Origin of the sequence: Flavobacterium taihuense (genome assembly GCF_019351435.1) — a bacterium.
GTDB classification, from domain to species: Bacteria; Bacteroidota; Bacteroidia; order Flavobacteriales; family Flavobacteriaceae; genus Flavobacterium; species Flavobacterium taihuense.
On the sequence record NZ_JAHWYN010000004.1, the window covers coordinates 100,566 to 118,140 of the forward strand.

Consider the following 17,575-nt stretch of genomic DNA (forward strand, 5'->3'; position numbering starts at 1 on the left):
ATTATTGTGCTATTAATTCTTGAATTTGCTTTTCTTCTGCCAATCTTTGTAATGCTTTTTTGTAATCTGTTGGCATTACTTTTATGAAATGCTTGCTTTCATTTTCCCAATCTCCTAAAAGACGTTTTGCTAAAGGGCTATTGGTGTACATCGAATGATTTCTGATCAAGCGTCTTAATTTGGCTAAATCTTCTTCTTCCAATGTTTCTAAGGCAACCATTTCCATATTGCACAATCCATTTTCAAATTTCTTTTTGTCATCATAAACATAAGCAACACCACCACTCATACCAGCAGCGAAGTTTCTACCTGTTTTTCCAAGGACAACTACTGTTCCACCAGTCATGTATTCACAACCATGGTCTCCAATTCCTTCAACAACTGCTGTTGCTCCTGAATTTCTAACTGCAAAACGTTCTCCAGCCATACCATTAATGTAGGCTTCTCCAGTAATTGCACCATAAAGTGCCACGTTACCAATGATGATATTGTCTTCAGGTTTGAAAGTGGCAGTAGGAGGGACTTTAATAATTAGTTTTCCTCCAGAAAGTCCTTTCCCTAAATAGTCATTACAGTTTCCGTGAATTTTGAATGATAATCCATTAGTGGCAAATGCTCCAAAACTTTGTCCAGCAGAACCTGTAAAGTCAACAAGAATTGTATCTTCCGGTAATCCTTGAGCACCATATATTTTTGAAATTTCATTACTCAAAATTGCACCTACTGAACGATCCGTATTTTTGATGTCAAAAGTAACTCTGGTTCTTTCTTTTCTGTAGATAGAAGGAATAGCCGCTTTAATGATATCAAAGTCAAGTACGTTTTCTAATGCGTGGTCTTGAGTAGTGGTATTATGGTTTGGAACTGTTTTTGCTTTTTCTGGTTTATAAAGAATGGTAGATAAATCCAATCCATTTGCTTTATAATGTTTAATCGCTTTGTTGACATTCAATTTTTGCGATTGTCCAACCATTTCTTTCAATGTTCTAAAACCAAGTTGAGCCATAATTTCTCTTAACTCTTCGGCGATAAAATACATGAAGTTGATAACGTGTTCGGGTGTTCCTTTGAAATTTTTTCTCAATTCAGGATCTTGTGTTGCAATACCTACTGGACAAGTATTCAAGTGACAAGCTCTCATCATGATACATCCAGAAGCTACAAGAGGAGCTGTTGCAAATCCAAATTCTTCTGCTCCTAGCAATGCCGCAATAGCTACGTCACGTCCTGTTTTTAATTGTCCATCACATTCTAAAACCACACGACTTCTTAAATCGTTCAAGATTAAAGTTTGTTGCGCTTCGGCAAGACCAAGTTCCCATGGAATACCGGTGTGTGTTAATGAAGTTAATGGTGCAGCACCAGTTCCTCCATCATATCCTGAAATCAAGATAACGTCTGCTTTTGCTTTGGCAACACCGGCAGCAATAGTTCCAACACCTACTTCAGCAACTAACTTAACGTTAACTCTTGCTTCACGATTGGCATTTTTTAAATCAAATATCAATTGAGATAAATCTTCAATAGAATAGATGTCGTGGTGTGGAGGAGGAGAGATAAGACCTACGTAAGGAGTAGAGTTTCTTGTTTCTGCAATCCAAGGCACAACTTTTTCACCAGGTAATTGACCTCCTTCTCCAGGTTTTGCACCTTGAGCCATTTTAATCTGAATCTCTTGGGCGTTTGTCAAATAGTTGATAGAAACTCCAAATCTTCCAGAAGCTACTTGTTTAATAGCACTGTTTTTTGAATCTCCATTCATTTCTTTTTGGAAACGTTTTGGGTTTTCTCCACCTTCACCAGAATTAGATTTTCCTCCAATTCTGTTCATGGCAATCGCTAAATTCTCATGAGCTTCCTGGCTGATAGAACCGTACGACATTGCTCCAGTTTTGAATTTTTTAACGATTTCTGTCCATGGTTCTACTTCGTCAATAGAAATAGGGTCAAGATTGTTAAATTCAAATAAACCTCTTATGGTCATCAAGTTTTCACTTTGATCATTTACCATTTTAGAGTATTCTTTATAGCTTTCTGGGCTATTCAATCGAACTGCTTGTTGTAATTTTGAAATGGTAGTTGGATTGAACATGTGTTTTTCACCATTTCTTCTCCATCTATATATTCCACCAATTTCTAATGGCAACAGGTTTGCAATTTCTGATTTTGGAAATGCATTTTGGTATCTTTTCTTAACTTCTCTTTCAATTTCCATTAGTCCAATACCTTCAATTCTAGAAGGAGTGTAAGGGAAATATTTTGAAGTAAATGTCTTGTTTAAACCTAAAATCTCAAAAATCTGTGCAGCTCTATAGGAATGTAAAGTAGAGATACCAATTTTATTCATGATTTTTAGAATCCCTTTTGCAATTGCTTTATTATAGTTTGTAATTGCATAATCCGCTTTTACACCTGTAATAAATCCTTCGTTTACTTGGTTATGAATGATTTCATTTACCATATAAGGATTGATAGCGCTTGCTCCGTAACCAAATAGTAAGGCAAAATGATGTGGTTCGCGTGGTTCGGCGGATTCGATTATAATACCAAATTTCGAACGAACTTTTAGAATGTTCAAAGAGTGGTGAATATAAGAAGTAGCCAATAACATTGGTATTGGAGCGAATTCTTTGCTTACTCCTCTGTCCGAAAGGATAACAATATTACATCCTTCAGAAACTGCTTTGAAAGTAGCTTGTACACATTTTTCTAAAGCACGCTCTAAACCATTAACACCTTTTTCTATTTTATATAAAGTAGAAATGGTAACCGATTTGAAATCAGAATGGTCAATGTTTCTTATTTTATCCAAATCCTCATTAGAGATAACAGGATTTTGAATTTTAATTTTTTTACAGTGAATATCGGTGATGTCAAAGATGTTGTAATCTCCTCCAATTGCCAAACTTGTGTCTGTAATTATTTCTTCACGAATACCGTCCAATGGAGGATTGGTTACCTGTGCAAATAATTGCTTGAAATAGTTGTATAACAATTGAGGTTGATCTGATAACACAGCAAGAGGAGTGTCATTACCCATAGAACTTAATGCCTCATTACCTTGAGCCCCCATCGGATTAATGATCGTTTTTAAATCCTCAATTGTGTAACCAAACAAACGTTGTCTGGTTTCAAAATCAATTTTTTCTGTTGGAATTGGATTGTTCGTGTAAGGAATTTTAGCCAATTGCAACAAGTTTTTATCCAACCATTCTCTATAAGGACGTTTAGTCACTACAGAATGTTTGATTTCTTCATCTTCTATAATACGACCTTCGTTCATGTCTACAAGGAACATTTTTCCTGGTTCCAATCTTCCGTGTTGTACTACATCTTCTGGTTTTATGTCAAGAACACCAATTTCTGATGACATGATCACAAATCCGCTTTTGGTTAATGTATAACGAGAAGGACGCAATCCATTTCTGTCTAATAATGCTCCAATAACATTTCCGTCTGTAAATGGAATAGAGGCAGGACCATCCCATGGTTCCATGATACAAGCATTGTATTCGTAGAACGCTTTCTTCTCATCTGACATGGTTTTGTGTTTTTCCCATGCCTCAGGCACAACCATCATCATAACTTCCGGTAAAGAACGTCCAGTCATTAATAACAACTCAACAACCATATCCATAGAAGCTGAATCTGATTTTCCTTCTAAAATGATCGGGAATAATTTTTTTAGATCTTCTCCAAAAACATCACTTTTCATCAATTCTTCACGAGCACGCATTCTGCTCACGTTTCCTCTCAAAGTATTGATTTCTCCATTATGACACATGTATCTGAATGGTTGTGCTAAATCCCAGGAAGGAAATGTGTTTGTAGAGAAACGTTGGTGAACCAAAGCCAATCGGGTCACTAAGTCGCTATCTAATAAGTCAGTGTAGTATCTGCTGATGTCTTCTGGCATCAATAGACCTTTATATATAATAGTAGTAGTAGAACAACTTGAAAAGTAAAACATATGACTTTCCGAAGTTCTTGAATTACGGATCGTGTGTTCAGCAATTTTTCTAGCCAAAAATAATTTGGCATTGAATTGTTGTTCTGTAATATCTAAGCCGTTTTTGCCAACAAATACTTGTTTAACGGTTGGTTCTTTTTCTGCTGCAATCTGTCCTAAATTAGAAACATCAACAGGAACATCTCTCCATCCTAATACAGATAGATTTTGATCTTTTATAGCGTCTTCAAAAGTTGTTTTGCAAAAGGCAACTTGATTCGGACTTTTAGGCATAAAAACCATTCCTACAGCATATTCTCTAACTTCAGGGATTTCAAAATCACAAACTTTCTTAAAGAATGCGTGTGGAATATCAAATAAAATTCCAGCACCATCTCCAGTTCTTCCATCAGAACTTACTGCTCCACGATGTTCTAACTTTATAAGGATATCTAGAGCCTTATGAATAATGTCATTAGACTTAATTCCGTTCAAATTACATATAAATCCTGCGCCACAATTGTCGTGTTCAAATTCGGGTAAATAAAGGCCTTGTTCTTTAACTCTCATGCTTGATATTTTTTTTTACAAAATTAAAGATTTCGTAACATATATTGAGTGAATAGATCGTTTAGGTTCTATTTTTGTTATAAAAGTAAAAAAAGGATGTATATTTGATAATAATGCTGAGTTTTCCTTTCTGAATTGATATATCTTCAATAAATATTTTTTTAATTTTAGAAAACCTTTAATTTTTGTAATAAATATAGGATTATACTTTTTGTGGTTAATTATTTTAACAAAAACACTGAGAATTTTTAAATTTATTATACTATAACGATTGAGATACAAGAATCATTAATTTTTACTTTTATCTGTTATTATAATTAAAAAAAATTTCAATTAAATTAAATTTTGCTATTTTTGTGCCACTTTTATTCTGAAATAGATTCAGAATCCAGACAAATTCTATATTATGAACATACACGAATATCAAGGAAAAGAAATTTTAGCTAGCTATGGAGTTCGCATTCAACGCGGAATTGTAGCCAATAGTCCAGTAGAAGCTGTTGCTGCTGCAAAACAATTAACTGCCGAAACAGGTACAAGTTGGTATGTTGTAAAAGCCCAAATTCACGCAGGTGGTCGTGGAAAAGGTGGTGGAGTTAAACTTGCCAAAGGAATTGACAAAGTAGAAGGAATTGCTGAAGAAATTATTGGAATGCAATTAATTACGCCTCAAACTTCTGCTGAAGGAAAAAAAGTGCACAAAGTTTTAATTGCTGAGGATGTTTATTATCCTGGTGAAAGTGAAACTTCTGAGTTTTATGTTTCTGTTCTTTTGAATAGAGCTACAGGGCGTAATATGATTATGTATTCTACTGAAGGTGGAATGGATATTGAAGAAGTAGCGGAACATACTCCACACTTAATTTTCACTGAAGAAATTGATCCATCTGTTGGATTGCAAGGTTTTCAAGCAAGAAGAATTGCTTTTAACTTAGGTCTTTCAGGAAATGCTTTCAAGGAAATGGTTAAATTCATCGATTCATTATACAATGCTTACATTGGTTCTGATGCCTCCATGTTTGAAATCAACCCGGTTTTAAAAACTTCAGATGATAAAATTTTAGCTGTAGACGCCAAAGTAAATATCGATGATAATGCTTTATACAGACAAAAGAAATATGCTGATATGCGTGACGTTCGTGAGGAAAATCCAATCGAAGTTGAAGCAAAAGAAGTAGGATTGAACTATGTAGATCTTGACGGTACAGTTGGATGCATGGTAAATGGTGCTGGACTTGCAATGGCAACTATGGATTTAATTAAGTATGCTGGTTTTGAACCTGCAAACTTCCTTGATGTAGGTGGAACTGCTGACGCAAAACGTGTTGAAACTGCTTTCCGAATTATCTTGAAAGATCCAAACGTAAAAGCAATCCTAATCAATATTTTTGGTGGAATCGTTCGTTGTGACCGTGTGGCACAAGGAGTTGTTGATGCTTACAAAAATATGGGTGATGCTATAAAAGTGCCAATTATTGTTCGTTTGCAAGGTACTAATGCTGCTATCGCAAAAGAATTAATTGATAATTCAGGAATGCCAATTTTATCGGCTGTTGAATTCCAAGAAGCGGCTGACCAAGTAAAAGCAGCACTTTCTTAATTAGATAAAATCTATATATTGAAAATCCTGAGTGAAAGCTCAGGATTTTTTGTTTTACATTTTAAACCATCAACATTTTACATAACATTTGCATTCAGATAATACAATACTAATTGTTTAAATTCTGTTTTATTTTTTACAACAAAGAATTCTGTTTGGTTTTTTAAATCCATCAAAACCCCTTGTTCTAAATGCACTACAAAATCAGAAGTTTTATTTTTGAAATATATTCTAAGAATTACACAACCTTTCTCTAATAAAGTATCAAGATGATATATTTCTATATTATTCAAATGTTTTTTAAAATGTTCAGGATTGCATTTGATTGGTTTTTTTGAATTTAAATTTGAAGATTTAATTCCGTTGCAATAGTTGTATTTTGAAAAGGAATACAATTCAATTTTTCGAATGTTTTTCCAATTATAGTTTTCTTGGCTAAAACTTATGCTAAAAAATAGGAATGTAAATAGAACGGAATAAATTAACTTCATCAGATTATTTTATATTTAATTCATAATCATTAATCAGTACACTTGGTGATAGATCTAGACGTACAGTTAAATTACGAATCATTTCCACAGTTAATTTTCGTTTGCGATTCAATATTTCTGAGACTCTGCTTTTTCCTCCGATCGCATCAACTAAATCAATCTGTTTTAGTTGCATTTCCTCCATTCTTATTTTTATGGCTTCAATTGGATCTGGAGCTTCAATTGGATAATGTGTGTTTTCATATTCATCTATTAATATGGCAAGAATTTCTGCTTCATCACCTTCAGGAGTTCCAATTTTAGCATCAAAAAGGAGTTCGAATCTTTTTAACGCAATTTGGTAATCAGTTTCTGTTTTTATAGGAGTAATTTTCATTTTCTATTTTTTTTAAATTGTATTGGCGTCTATTTTATCATACTCGGAATGAGTTCCAATAAACCGTATGAAAATCCATTGTCTTTCAAAATTAAATTTTGCCACCAAGCGGTGTGAGTTGCCTTTTATATTAAAAACAATTCTGCTCTCTTTTAGAATACTGGCGTTCACATAACTTTGTTTTACATCAATTGGATTTTTCCAATTAGCATTGATTGCAGTGTCATACCAAGTTTTTAGATATTGTTCAGTTTCAGGATGTTTTCCCCAATAATCTCTCAATGTTCCTTTTACAAATATTCTTTGCATATTTATTTGAAATTATTTAGCAAAGATATTTATAAATTCTCAATTTGGGAACTTTTTTTAGAATCTATCTTACTGCGGGAAGATTAGTTTTTTTTATATAAACAAAACGACTTTGGTCATAAAATAAAATTATCGCAAGAATTCAATTATCTTAAAAGGATGAAATACCTTTACAGCTGACTGGGTTTTATAATTCTAGTTCGAATACTCTTAAAGAAATGAAACTTTACATACAAAATAATTTTACAACCGAACTGCCTGCTGATCCAAGCGAAATCAATATTCCGAGACAGGTTGAGCAAGCCTGTTTTTCTTATGTAGAACCAAAAAAAACTTTCAATCCGTCTTTAATTCACGCTTCGGTTGAGGTGGGCAATTCTTTAGGATTGTCTGAGGAAGATATTCATTCAGATGATTTTCTAAATACTTTTTCGGGGAATACCATTTATCCAAAAACAAAACCATACGCTTTAGCTTATGCTGGACATCAGTTTGGAAATTGGGCAGGGCAATTGGGTGACGGTCGTGCCATCAATCTAACCGAAGTGGTACATAATGATAAGTCATATACATTACAATTAAAAGGGGCAGGTCCTACGCCATATTCTCGCACAGCCGACGGTTTTGCAGTATTGCGATCTTCAATACGAGAGCATTTGTGTGCAGAGGCTATGCATTATCTTGGTGTCCCGACAACGCGTTCACTTTCGCTAATGCTTTCTGGTGATCAGGTAATACGCGATATACTCTATACTGGAAATCCGGCTTATGAGAAAGGAGCCATAGTTTGTAGAGTAGCTCCTTCGTTTATTCGTTTTGGTAATTTTGAATTATTTGCTTCAAGAAAAGATCACACTACACTTCAATTATTAGCGGATTATACCATCAAACACCATTTTCCGAATATTAAAAGTGAAGGTGTCGAAAAATATCTAGACTTTTTTCAAACGGTAACTCAGACTACTCTTGATATGATTGTAAATTGGCAACGAGTAGGTTTTGTTCATGGCGTTATGAATACTGATAATATGTCAATTCACGGCATTACGATTGATTATGGACCGTATGGATGGTTGGAAGATTATAATCCCAATTGGACTCCAAATACAACCGACAATCAGCACAAAAGATACCGATTTGGTAATCAACCCGATATTGCCTTGTGGAACTTATACCAATTAGCCAATGCTTTGTATCCTTTGATAAATGAAGCTAAACCGCTTGAAACTATATTGAATGCTTTTGGCAGTGATTATCAAAAGGAATATTTGAATATGATGCGAAATAAACTCGGATTAAAAACAGCAAAAGCGAATGATGCTATTTTAATCGAAAGTCTGACGGAATTACTTCCATTAGTAGAAACCGATATGACAATTTTCTTTAGAAATCTGAGTAATGTTCAAAAAGGAGATACTCTAGAAGTTGCATTGGATAAAATTAAAGAAGCTTTTTATAATGAAAAAGCCTTTAATGAATCTATTCTGGATAAATGGCATCTATGGTTAGAACATTACAGCAATCGAATCAATCAAGAACTTTTTAGTGATAATGAAAGAAAAGAACAAATGAATTTAGTAAATCCCAAATATGTACTGCGAAATTATATGGCGCAGCTTAGTATTGATGCGGCGGATAAGGGAGATTATTCTTTACTGAATGAACTGTTTGAATTGCTTAAAAAGCCTTATGATGAACAATCCGAAAATCAAAAATGGTTTGCCAAAAGACCCGATTGGGCCAGAGATAAAGTGGGGTGTTCTATGTTAAGTTGTAGTTCGTGATTTTGTTTTTCCAAAAATAATTTTTGAAAATAAAAAAGGCCTGAACTCTCATTCAGGCTTCCATTTTATTATTTTCCAATCTCTTGAATCGAGTCCGATTCGTAAATTGTAAATCCTTTGTTGTTTTGTTGGGCTATTGTAAAAAGAGCCTTGGCAACTGTGGCACTTTCTATAGGCTTGTATTTTTTCATATTTCCAACAAACATAAAAGAGAATGCTTTCATGAAAAAAGTGCCTACTTTTTCACCCAATCTGAATTCTGTTCGATTGCCTAAAAGGAGTGAGGGTCGCAGAATACTCACTTTTTCGAGTGTTGAAGCTTTAAGGAAATTCTCAATTTCACCTTTCGTTTTCAAATAAAAATTAGATGAAGTTGCGTCCGCCCCAAGTGACGATATAATCAAAAACTGTTTTATTTTTTTCTCTGTAGCAATTTTTGCGAACTGCATTGGATACTCATAATCCACTCTTCGAAAAGCTTCTTTGCTTCCAGCTTTGTTTATGGTTGTTCCAATGGTGCAAAAGAAATCATCACCTTCAACCAAATCGTGATAATTTTCGGGTTTGTCAAAATCAATAATGTGTTGCTTTAATTTAGGGTGTTGAATGCCTGTATCTCTTTTTACGAAAGTGATAACCTTTGAATACTGATCACTTTTCAAAAGAAGCTGTAGTAGTTGTGAACCGATAAGTCCAGTGCTACCTATTATTAAAGCGGTTTTCAAAATGGATTACGATTTTTTGTTTTTTCCAAAATTGTATTTTACTTTCTCTACAACTGGTGTTTTTGAATTCCCTTTTGGATATTGTTTTTTTGCAGGTTTTTTTGCTGCAGTAGATTTTCCAGGAGCTTGATCACCTCTTGCTCTTTCTTCATCTTTTGCTTTTGGTTTAAATTCAGCTCTTTTTGAATCGCTTTCTTTTGCTGGAATTTGAGCTTTGTGTTTAGCCAAAACATCATTCGGGTTTTTAGGATTTTCTTTGGTCCCTCTCAAATGAATTACTAATCCGTTTAGAAAATTACGCAATACTTGATCGCCGCATTCCATGTAGTTTTCGTGTTTTTCATCACGAAAAAAAGCACCCAATTCTGATTTTGTAATTCTAAAATCTACTAATTCCAGAATTTCAACTATTTGATCATCGCGCAACATCAAGGCTACCCGAAGTTTTTTGAATATATCGTTGTTTGTCATTTTTATGTATTTAAAGTGCAAAGATAAGCATTTACAAAATGAATTTCCTGTTATTGTTTTTTTGTCAGTAAAAACACTTTATCAATAATTTGAAATTCAATTTAAATTCAATTATTTTTGGGTGTTGAAATGAGATTTAATCTTTTTTAAAAAATCTTTTATTATAAATGTCCCAAAGACTAGTGTTAATTATGAAGAAAATTATAGTAAGTTTCGTTCTCTTTTTTGGTTTAATGTTTGTGCAAGCTCAAACAGGTCACGAAATCAAAATTAATTTGAAGAATTGTAAAGATACAGTTGCTTATCTAGCCTTTTATCAATTCGATAAATTATATATATCTGATACTTGCAAAAAAGTGGTCAATGGGAATATTGTTTTTAGAGGAAAGAAAAATTTAGACAAAGGGGTTTATTTTTTGCTTAGTCAGGAAAAGGGTAATTATTTTGATTTTATAATAGATGATCAATCCCAAAGGCAACAAATTAATTCCGATAAATCCAATTTGCTTGACAATTTAAAAGCAGTTAATTCGAAACAAAACGATAATTTCTTTAACTATATTCGTTTTGTAACAACCAAAAACAAACAGTTTGATGCTTTTAAAAAGAATATAAAAGAACAAAAAAAGCCAGATTCTACAGCACTTTTGGCCAAGGAATTCAAAATTTTGAATGACGCGATTCTAGAAAATGATTTGAATTTTATTGACCAAAATAAAGGAACTTATCTTTCTGATATTATCAATTTAAAAACTGAAAAAGCAACCAAAGATATTCCAAAAGCTTCAAATGGTAGGCCAGATAGTATTTTTGCTTATCATTATTACAAAAAACATTTTTGGGATGGTGTCAACTTTCAAGATGATGCCATGTTATATAACCCATTTTTTGCCAATAAGGTTAAGCAATATTTTAATGCAGTGGTAGTGCAACACCCCGATTCGATTTGTGTGGAAATTGATCGCATGATGCTAAAAACCAAGCAAGGTACTAAAATGAATATGCTTTTGTTAGCCTATTTTACTTCGACATATGAAATACCAAAAATAATGGGCATGGATAAAGTGTTTGTTTATATGGTTAATAATTATTTTAAAACAGGCAAAGCCAATGGTGTTTATGACGATAGTGTAATCAAAATTATTATTAATAGAGGTAATGTTTTAGCGCCATTGCAACTCGGTAAAACCGCTCCAGAACTCTATATGATTGATATTCCAGGTCATGAAAAAATTTCAAAAATGGGTTTTGATAGTGCTAAAACTAGCGAAGAAATAACCAAAATCTATTATGAAAATAAATTAGAAATTGAAAAGTCCTACGTGACTTTATCTAGTATAAAAGCTGATTATTTGATTCTGCTTTTTTGGGATGTTGACTGTGGTCATTGTCAAAAAGAAGTGCCAAAAATACTGGAACTATATCACGATTTATTGAAGGAAAAGAAAGATGTCAAAGTTTTTGGGGTGTACACCCAAAACGAATTTGATAAATACAAGAAATACATCATTGATAATAAAATTGATTGGATCAATGTCTATGATGGGGTTCATATCAATAATCTCAAGGATAAATACGATGTTGTGACAACCCCCGTGATTTATATTCTAGACAAGAATAAAGTGATTAAGGCCAAAGGAATTGGTTCTGAAGCCATAAAAAGTATAATTACCCAAATGGAAAAAGAATATTCTAAAAAATAAAGTTTTAAGATTTTTGATTAACGATTTAAGATTTTTAGATGTTGTGAAAAGCTAAAATCGTTAATCAAAAGCAGGTCTCTACTAAAAAATTAAGATAAAATATAAAAAGTCTTTTTAGGTTTTGTCATTTCGACCTTTTGGGAGAAATCATATCATCTGAGTCACGTGATGAGATTTCTCCTTCGTCGAAATGACAAAATTGGGTAATTTTTATTGTTTTAAAATCAAAAATATCAATACCCCAGCCAAAGAATAGCATCTGCAAAGCCATCTCTCCATAACTTTTCATTGTGATGTCCTCCTTTTATAACTACTTTTTTGTTTAAATGCAGACAGTAGCAGCGGTTTGTATTTAACAGAGTTTCCATATGATTTAGGTCGGTTACCATACTGTCATCATCTCCTTCCGAATCACCGCAGAGAAAATAAATTTTGGCTTTTAGTTTTTTACTGTTTACCATATAATCATTTATATCTTTTCGGTTAATCCAAAAAGCAGGAGAGAAAATACCCGCTTTACCAAAAACTTGGGGGTATTTTATAACAGCGTAAAAAGAAGTCAAACCGCCCAAAGAACTTCCCATAATAGTCGTGTTTTTGGCATTTGGTTTTGTTCTGTACTTTTTGTCGATTTCAGGTTTTAAGGTATTAACAATAAATTCGAGGTATTTATCGGCATTTCCACCACCGTACTTTTCGTTTTTATATGGAGTTAATTCTTCCAGTCTTTTTTCGCCTCCATTTTCGATACCAACAACGATTACTTGTGTATTCAAACTATCTAACTTTTCATCCACGTTCCATTCGCCGGCAAACGAAGTTTTTGTATCAAATAAATTCTGAGCATCATGCATATAAATGACCGGATATTTTTTGGTTGAAGTTTCGTAATTTTTAGGTAAGTACAGCCAAATCTTTCTGCTTGTTTTCAGTTGGGGAGCTTCAATAATAAACGTGGAAACCTGTTTGGAAGCAGTGCTTTCTTGAGCTGTTGTTTTATTAAGAAATAGAAGAAGAGGGATTATGTAAATTAATTTCAAGATGATTTAATTTTTAGATTTAGAAAAAAAAAGAATATTTTAGCTAAAATATATAATTAGTATGGATACACATGAACAAAAAATCAATTTATTGGCAGAGATGATTGCATTTTCAGTTGTTGATGGAAGATTGCATGAACGAGAATACCAGTTTGTTTGGATTGTTGCTCAAGAACTAGGTATCAGTAAAAAAGAATTTAATGAGTTGTTTCATCAAGAATTACGAGCAGACGTTATAAAATCGGAATTTGAAAGAATTCAGCAATTTTATCGTTTGGCTCTATTGATGCACGTTGATGGGGTGTTGCATCAAAAAGAGGAAGAAGCTATTCGACAAATTGCTATCAATATGGGATTGAATCCAAGCGCCACTAATCGTATTCTTAAATTAATGAATACATCTCCCAGTACTATAATTTCTCCACAAGTGCTAATGAATCATTTTCAGGAGCAGCTTAATTAATGAATTTTTGCTTGTAGAGATTTAATCTCATCACGTAGTTTTGCGGCTTGCATAAAGTCTAAATCTTTTGCCGATTTTTCCATGGCTTTTCGTTTTTCACGAATGAGTTTTTCCAAATCGGGTTTTGATAGATAAGCTGTTTCAGGCTCGGCAGCAATATTCATAATATGTCCCAACTCATATTCTACCAATTTGTTATTGGTAAAAGCACTTTCTATTTTTTTGTTTAATGCTTGTGGAACTACATTGTTCTCGGTATTGAAATTGATTTGTTTGGTTCTTCGATAATTGGTTTCATCAATAGTTTTTTGCATGCTATTGGTGATTTTATCTGCATACATTATCGCTTTTCCGTTTAAGTTTCTGGCGGCACGACCTATGGTTTGGGTGAGTGAACGATGGCTTCTCAAGAAACCTTCTTTATCGGCATCCAATATGGCAACCAATGAAACTTCAGGTAGATCCAGACCTTCACGTAACAGGTTGACTCCAATCAAAACATCAAACAATCCTTTACGTAAATCTTGCATGATTTCAATGCGTTCCAATGTATCAACATCCGAGTGAATGTAGCGACAACGAATGGAAACTTTCGTCAGGTATTTGGCCAGTTCTTCGGCCATTCTTTTGGTCAGAGTGGTGACCAAAACTCGTTCGTCCAATTCGCATCGTTGCTGAATTTCTTCGATCAAATCATCAATCTGGTTCAAGCTAGGACGTATTTCAATTATAGGATCTAATAAACCTGTTGGGCGTATCACTTGTTCAACATACACACCATCACATTTTTGCAATTCATAGTCGGCAGGGGTGGCAGAAACATAAATGACTTGGTTTTGCATCGCTTCAAATTCGTCAAATTTTAAAGGACGGTTATCCATTGCAGCGGGTAAGCGGAAGCCATACTCCACTAAGTTTTCTTTTCGGCTTCTGTCGCCACCGTACATCGCTTGAACTTGTGATAAGGTTACGTGACTTTCATCAACAACCATCAAATAATCTTTTGGAAAGTAATCCAATAAGCAGAAAGGTCTTGATCCTGCTTCTCTTCCGTCAAGATAACGCGAATAATTTTCGATTCCGGAACAATAACCCAATTCTCGAATCATTTCCAAATCAAAATTAGTGCGTTCTTCGAGACGTTTGGCTTCCAAATGTTTGCCTATTTCTTTGAAATAATCAACTTGTTTGACCAAATCCTGTTGAATTTCCCATATTGCATTTTGTAACACATCCGGTGAAGTTACAAACATGTTGGCGGGATATATAGTAAGTTTTTCGAATTGCTCAATGACTTTGGATGTTTTTACATCAAAGCTTTCTATTTCTTCAATCTCATCCCCAAAAAAGTGGATACGGAAAGCATCATCGGCATAACTTGGGTACACTTCGACAGTGTCTCCCTTTATGCGAAAATTTCCTGGTGTAAAATCGGCTTCCGTTCTGGAGTAAAGACTTTGAACCAAACTTTTTAATAATCTGGTACGGGAAATCATTTGGTTTCTTTCTACGGCAATAACGTTTTTTTGAAATTCTACAGGATTTCCAATACCATAAATGCAAGAAACAGAAGCAACCACCAAAATGTCTCTTCGGCCGGAAAGTAGGGAAGAGGTAGTGCTTAAACGCATTTTTTCCAGTTCTTCATTGATGGATAAATCTTTTTCAATGAAAACACCTGTGACGGGCATAAAGGCTTCGGGTTGGTAATAATCGTAATAGGATACGAAATACTCTACGGCATTGTTGGGAAAAAACTGTTTGAACTCTGAATACAATTGAGCTGCCAAGGTTTTGTTGTGTGCCAAAACCAATGTAGGACGTTGTATTTCTTGAATAACATTTGCCACTGTAAATGTTTTCCCAGAACCAGTGACTCCCAGCAAAGTTTGAAATTGTTCTCCTGCCTCAAGGCCTTGAACTAATTTTTCAATGGCTTGTGGCTGATCGCCTTTAGGTTGGTATTCGGATACGACTTGGAAATTCATTTTATCTAGTTCTATGGTACTAAGTCGTAAAGATACAAAGTAAATGGCCTATTAAAAACCTAAAACTTCCAAGCTTTTTGTTGTGCTTCGGTCATAAAAGTCCAAGCGACGATTCGGCTTGTTTTCTGACCTTGAGCCATTTCTATTGTTCTATGGATGGCTGCCACATTGTTTAAGGTTTTGTAAATGGTATTCAAATTGGATTGTTTGGATACTAATGTTGTAAACCAAAGACATTGCATCGGATATTTGGCACTTTCAAAAATCATTTGCTTGATAAACCCCAATTCACCACCTTCACACCACAATTCTGCATTTTGTCCACCAAAATTGAGTACTGGTTTTGTGGTTTTGGGAGTATTTGGAGTCAGATTGTTTACTTTTCGAACACTGCTTTTTGTTGCTTCTTCGGATGAAGAATGAAAAGGAGGATTGCAAATCGTAAAAGTAAATCGATCTTCAGGAGCTATGATATTTTTGAAAATAAAACGAGAGTTAACCTGTAATTGCAGACTTATTGCTTCTGTCAATTTTGGATTTTGTTCTATGATTTTTTTGCAATTTTGAATCGCATTTTCATCAATATCAGTACCAACGAATGACCAGCCATAAATGGCATTACCGAGAATTGGATAAATGCAATTGGCTCCTATGCCAATATCGAGACCTACAACAGTTTCACCTTGAGGAATCACACCATTGTTTGTTGTTGCCAATAAATCAGCCAGATAATGAATGTAGTCAGCTCTACCGGGAATGGGCGGACATAGAAAATCCTTTGGTATATCCCAGTTTTGAATATCGTAGTTGGTAATTAATAATGCATTATTAAGCGCTTTTACCGCATCGGGATTGCTAAAGTCAATGGTTTGTATGTTGTGTTCATTAACAAAAACAAATTTTCCTAATTCGGGGTGATTTAGTGCTAATAGTTCAAAGTTATATCCAAATCGGTGAAGATTTCTTGGATGTAAAGTTGTCTTTTCGGTATTCTTTATTGATTTCATTTCCTAAATTTCGCTGCAAAGATAGTCAATCCTTTTTTGTAATCAGTAAAACACTTGTTTACAGTTGTTTTTGTTTGCATTTAAAATAATAGTAAATGAAAGTTATTGATATGTAATGGAATAGGCTTTTTGTTTTGGAGTAACAAAATTTGAGTTAATTTAAAAGAAGTCACTTTGTGCCATTATTTTAAAAGTAGTATGTTTTTTATTTTCAGCGTTTTGGAAATAACTGTCTTGCTAATCAATACATTCCATTAATAATAAATCACCATCGCTGTGGCTGATTGTAACGATACCATCCTGTGCTACTTCATTACTGCTTCCGGTTCTGTAACCCATGGTTAGGGTGTCATTTTCTAATGGATACACTAAATTTTTAGAGTAGATGCCATTTACAACTCCAATAGGAATTAATGAAATAGGTGTGCCTGCAGTATACCATTTTTCAAATGTATTAGGTAGCAAGAATATTTTGGAGTGATCGTCGAGGATGACAATTTTTATTAAATTTCTATAACGCACGATATTCGTGAGATTTGTAATGGTGTGATCGGCTCTTCTTCCGGTGGCCCAAACTACGTTTACGGCAGGGATTTTTCTTTCGATTAAATAATCTAAAGCTTTTTCTAAGTCGGTTTTGTTTTGATCCGGTGTGTGAACAATTTCTAATGGATATTGTGAAGTCAGGTATTTTTCAGGATTAAAATTTCTATCAAAATCTCCCAAAAGCACATCGATTTTGATGTCCAGTTCGATGACACGTTCTATTGCTGAATCCAGAACAATTACTAATGGAGACCATTCGAGTAGTTGTCCTAATAATTCTGGATGGCAAGCGGCTCCGTTTGCAATTATTAAAGCAGGTTCTTGGTCGTCGCGAACGATATGGTGTGAAGACATTTGATTTTTGATTTTAGAGTTCTGATTTTAGATTTCAGAATAAAGCGGATTGAATAGAAAAATTAGATTTTTTGTAAATGTATGAAAAATTTAAAATCAATAATTGTTAATCTTCAATCCTTAGCCCAGATGGGAATGAAAAGCCCGGAGTACAAAAAGCTAATTTTTCTTGTACTAAAAGAGCGACCAAAGGAAGCTC

14 protein-coding genes are annotated in these 17,575 nt (G+C 34.0%); 4 read left to right on the forward strand and 10 right to left on the reverse strand.

The genetic code is table 11. The features are described from left to right. Window position 1: 1 nt before the first annotated feature. Window positions 2-4,519: a glutamate synthase large subunit gene (gltB, locus tag KZH69_RS05785; protein WP_219316502.1), complete on the reverse strand. Its 4,518-nt coding sequence runs from the start codon at window positions 4,517-4,519 to the stop codon at window positions 2-4. A 406-nt stretch (window positions 4,520-4,925) separates the two neighbouring features. Between gltB and sucC the strand changes: the two genes are divergently transcribed. Further along, window positions 4,926-6,119, forward strand: coding sequence for an ADP-forming succinate--CoA ligase subunit beta (gene sucC / locus KZH69_RS05790; protein ID WP_219316503.1), 1,194 nt, complete (start codon window positions 4,926-4,928; stop codon window positions 6,117-6,119). A gap of 77 nt (window positions 6,120-6,196) precedes the next feature. Here sucC and KZH69_RS05795 read toward each other — a convergent pair whose 3' ends face one another. Genes KZH69_RS05795 through KZH69_RS05805 form a run of 3 tightly spaced genes read right to left on the reverse strand, consistent with a single transcriptional unit; the run spans window position 6,197 to window position 7,295 of the window. Further along, on the reverse strand, window positions 6,197-6,610 hold the full coding sequence (locus tag KZH69_RS05795) for a hypothetical protein (RefSeq protein ID WP_219316504.1): 414 nt from the start codon (window positions 6,608-6,610) through the stop codon (window positions 6,197-6,199). Window positions 6,611-6,614: 4 nt separating this feature from the next. Continuing rightward, window positions 6,615-6,986, reverse strand: a complete 372-nt coding sequence (locus KZH69_RS05800; protein WP_219316505.1) for a helix-turn-helix domain-containing protein — start codon at window positions 6,984-6,986, stop codon at window positions 6,615-6,617. Window positions 6,987-6,998: 12 nt separating this feature from the next. Then, the gene (locus tag KZH69_RS05805; protein WP_219316506.1) at window positions 6,999-7,295 is read right to left on the reverse strand and encodes a type II toxin-antitoxin system HigB family toxin; all 297 of its coding nucleotides are present in this window, start codon (window positions 7,293-7,295) and stop codon (window positions 6,999-7,001) included. A gap of 218 nt (window positions 7,296-7,513) precedes the next feature. Here KZH69_RS05805 and KZH69_RS05810 point away from each other — a divergent pair, with 218 nt between their 5' ends. Further along, window positions 7,514-9,079, forward strand: a complete 1,566-nt coding sequence (locus KZH69_RS05810) for a protein adenylyltransferase SelO (RefSeq protein ID WP_219316507.1) — start codon at window positions 7,514-7,516, stop codon at window positions 9,077-9,079. Between the two features lie 68 nt (window positions 9,080-9,147). Here KZH69_RS05810 and KZH69_RS05815 read toward each other — a convergent pair whose 3' ends face one another. Both KZH69_RS05815 and KZH69_RS05820 read right to left on the reverse strand, forming a co-directional pair. After that, window positions 9,148-9,804 (reverse strand): NAD(P)H-binding protein, encoded by a 657-nt coding sequence (locus KZH69_RS05815; protein WP_219316508.1) that lies wholly within the window; start codon window positions 9,802-9,804, stop codon window positions 9,148-9,150. 6 nt (window positions 9,805-9,810) lie between these two features. After that, window positions 9,811-10,275, reverse strand: coding sequence for a DUF1456 family protein (locus KZH69_RS05820; RefSeq protein ID WP_219316509.1), 465 nt, complete (start codon window positions 10,273-10,275; stop codon window positions 9,811-9,813). Window positions 10,276-10,466: 191 nt separating this feature from the next. Here KZH69_RS05820 and KZH69_RS05825 point away from each other — a divergent pair, with 191 nt between their 5' ends. After that, window positions 10,467-11,978, forward strand: coding sequence for a redoxin domain-containing protein (locus tag KZH69_RS05825; RefSeq protein WP_219316510.1), 1,512 nt, complete (start codon window positions 10,467-10,469; stop codon window positions 11,976-11,978). A 233-nt stretch (window positions 11,979-12,211) separates the two neighbouring features. On the opposite strand, the gene KZH69_RS05830 is transcribed toward KZH69_RS05825, so the two are convergent. Continuing rightward, window positions 12,212-13,018, reverse strand: a complete 807-nt coding sequence (locus KZH69_RS05830; protein WP_219316511.1) for an alpha/beta hydrolase — start codon at window positions 13,016-13,018, stop codon at window positions 12,212-12,214. A 61-nt stretch (window positions 13,019-13,079) separates the two neighbouring features. Here KZH69_RS05830 and KZH69_RS05835 point away from each other — a divergent pair, with 61 nt between their 5' ends. Further along, the gene (locus KZH69_RS05835) at window positions 13,080-13,481 is read left to right on the forward strand and encodes a TerB family tellurite resistance protein (RefSeq protein ID WP_219316512.1); all 402 of its coding nucleotides are present in this window, start codon (window positions 13,080-13,082) and stop codon (window positions 13,479-13,481) included. Here the strand turns inward: KZH69_RS05835 and uvrB are convergent. The 3 genes from uvrB to KZH69_RS05850 all read right to left on the reverse strand — a co-directional run bounded on the left by uvrB (window position 13,478) and on the right by KZH69_RS05850 (window position 17,376). Continuing rightward, the gene (uvrB, locus tag KZH69_RS05840) at window positions 13,478-15,469 is read right to left on the reverse strand and encodes an excinuclease ABC subunit UvrB (protein WP_219316513.1); all 1,992 of its coding nucleotides are present in this window, start codon (window positions 15,467-15,469) and stop codon (window positions 13,478-13,480) included. The two genes, KZH69_RS05835 and uvrB, sit on opposite strands and share 4 nt — an antisense overlap. Window positions 15,470-15,528: 59 nt before the next feature. Further along, window positions 15,529-16,476 carry a 23S rRNA (adenine(1618)-N(6))-methyltransferase RlmF gene (gene rlmF, locus KZH69_RS05845; protein ID WP_219316514.1) on the reverse strand — a complete coding sequence of 316 codons (948 nt, stop codon included), beginning with the start codon at window positions 16,474-16,476 and terminating at the stop codon, window positions 15,529-15,531. A 237-nt stretch (window positions 16,477-16,713) separates the two neighbouring features. After that, entirely contained in the window at window positions 16,714-17,376 is a 663-nt protein-coding gene (locus KZH69_RS05850) for a thiamine diphosphokinase (protein ID WP_219316515.1), read from the reverse strand. Window positions 17,377-17,575: the final 199 nt, after the last annotated feature.

What these genes read in the sequence shown, in the direction of transcription:
- gltB (WP_219316502.1), bottom strand. Translation starts at nt 4,519, where the DNA reads ATGAGAGTTAAAGAACAAGGCCTTTATTTACCCGAATTTGAACACGAC.
- sucC (WP_219316503.1), top strand. Translation starts at nt 4,926, where the DNA reads ATGAACATACACGAATATCAAGGAAAAGAAATTTTAGCTAGCTATGGA.
- KZH69_RS05795 (WP_219316504.1), bottom strand. Translation starts at nt 6,610, where the DNA reads ATGAAGTTAATTTATTCCGTTCTATTTACATTCCTATTTTTTAGCATA.
- KZH69_RS05800 (WP_219316505.1), bottom strand. Translation starts at nt 6,986, where the DNA reads ATGAAAATTACTCCTATAAAAACAGAAACTGATTACCAAATTGCGTTA.
- KZH69_RS05805 (WP_219316506.1), bottom strand. Translation starts at nt 7,295, where the DNA reads ATGCAAAGAATATTTGTAAAAGGAACATTGAGAGATTATTGGGGAAAA.
- KZH69_RS05810 (WP_219316507.1), top strand. Translation starts at nt 7,514, where the DNA reads ATGAAACTTTACATACAAAATAATTTTACAACCGAACTGCCTGCTGAT.
- KZH69_RS05820 (WP_219316509.1), bottom strand. Translation starts at nt 10,275, where the DNA reads ATGACAAACAACGATATATTCAAAAAACTTCGGGTAGCCTTGATGTTG.
- KZH69_RS05825 (WP_219316510.1), top strand. Translation starts at nt 10,467, where the DNA reads ATGAAGAAAATTATAGTAAGTTTCGTTCTCTTTTTTGGTTTAATGTTT.
- KZH69_RS05835 (WP_219316512.1), top strand. Translation starts at nt 13,080, where the DNA reads ATGGATACACATGAACAAAAAATCAATTTATTGGCAGAGATGATTGCA.
- uvrB (WP_219316513.1), bottom strand. Translation starts at nt 15,469, where the DNA reads ATGAATTTCCAAGTCGTATCCGAATACCAACCTAAAGGCGATCAGCCA.
- rlmF (WP_219316514.1), bottom strand. Translation starts at nt 16,476, where the DNA reads ATGAAATCAATAAAGAATACCGAAAAGACAACTTTACATCCAAGAAAT.
- KZH69_RS05850 (WP_219316515.1), bottom strand. Translation starts at nt 17,376, where the DNA reads ATGTCTTCACACCATATCGTTCGCGACGACCAAGAACCTGCTTTAATA.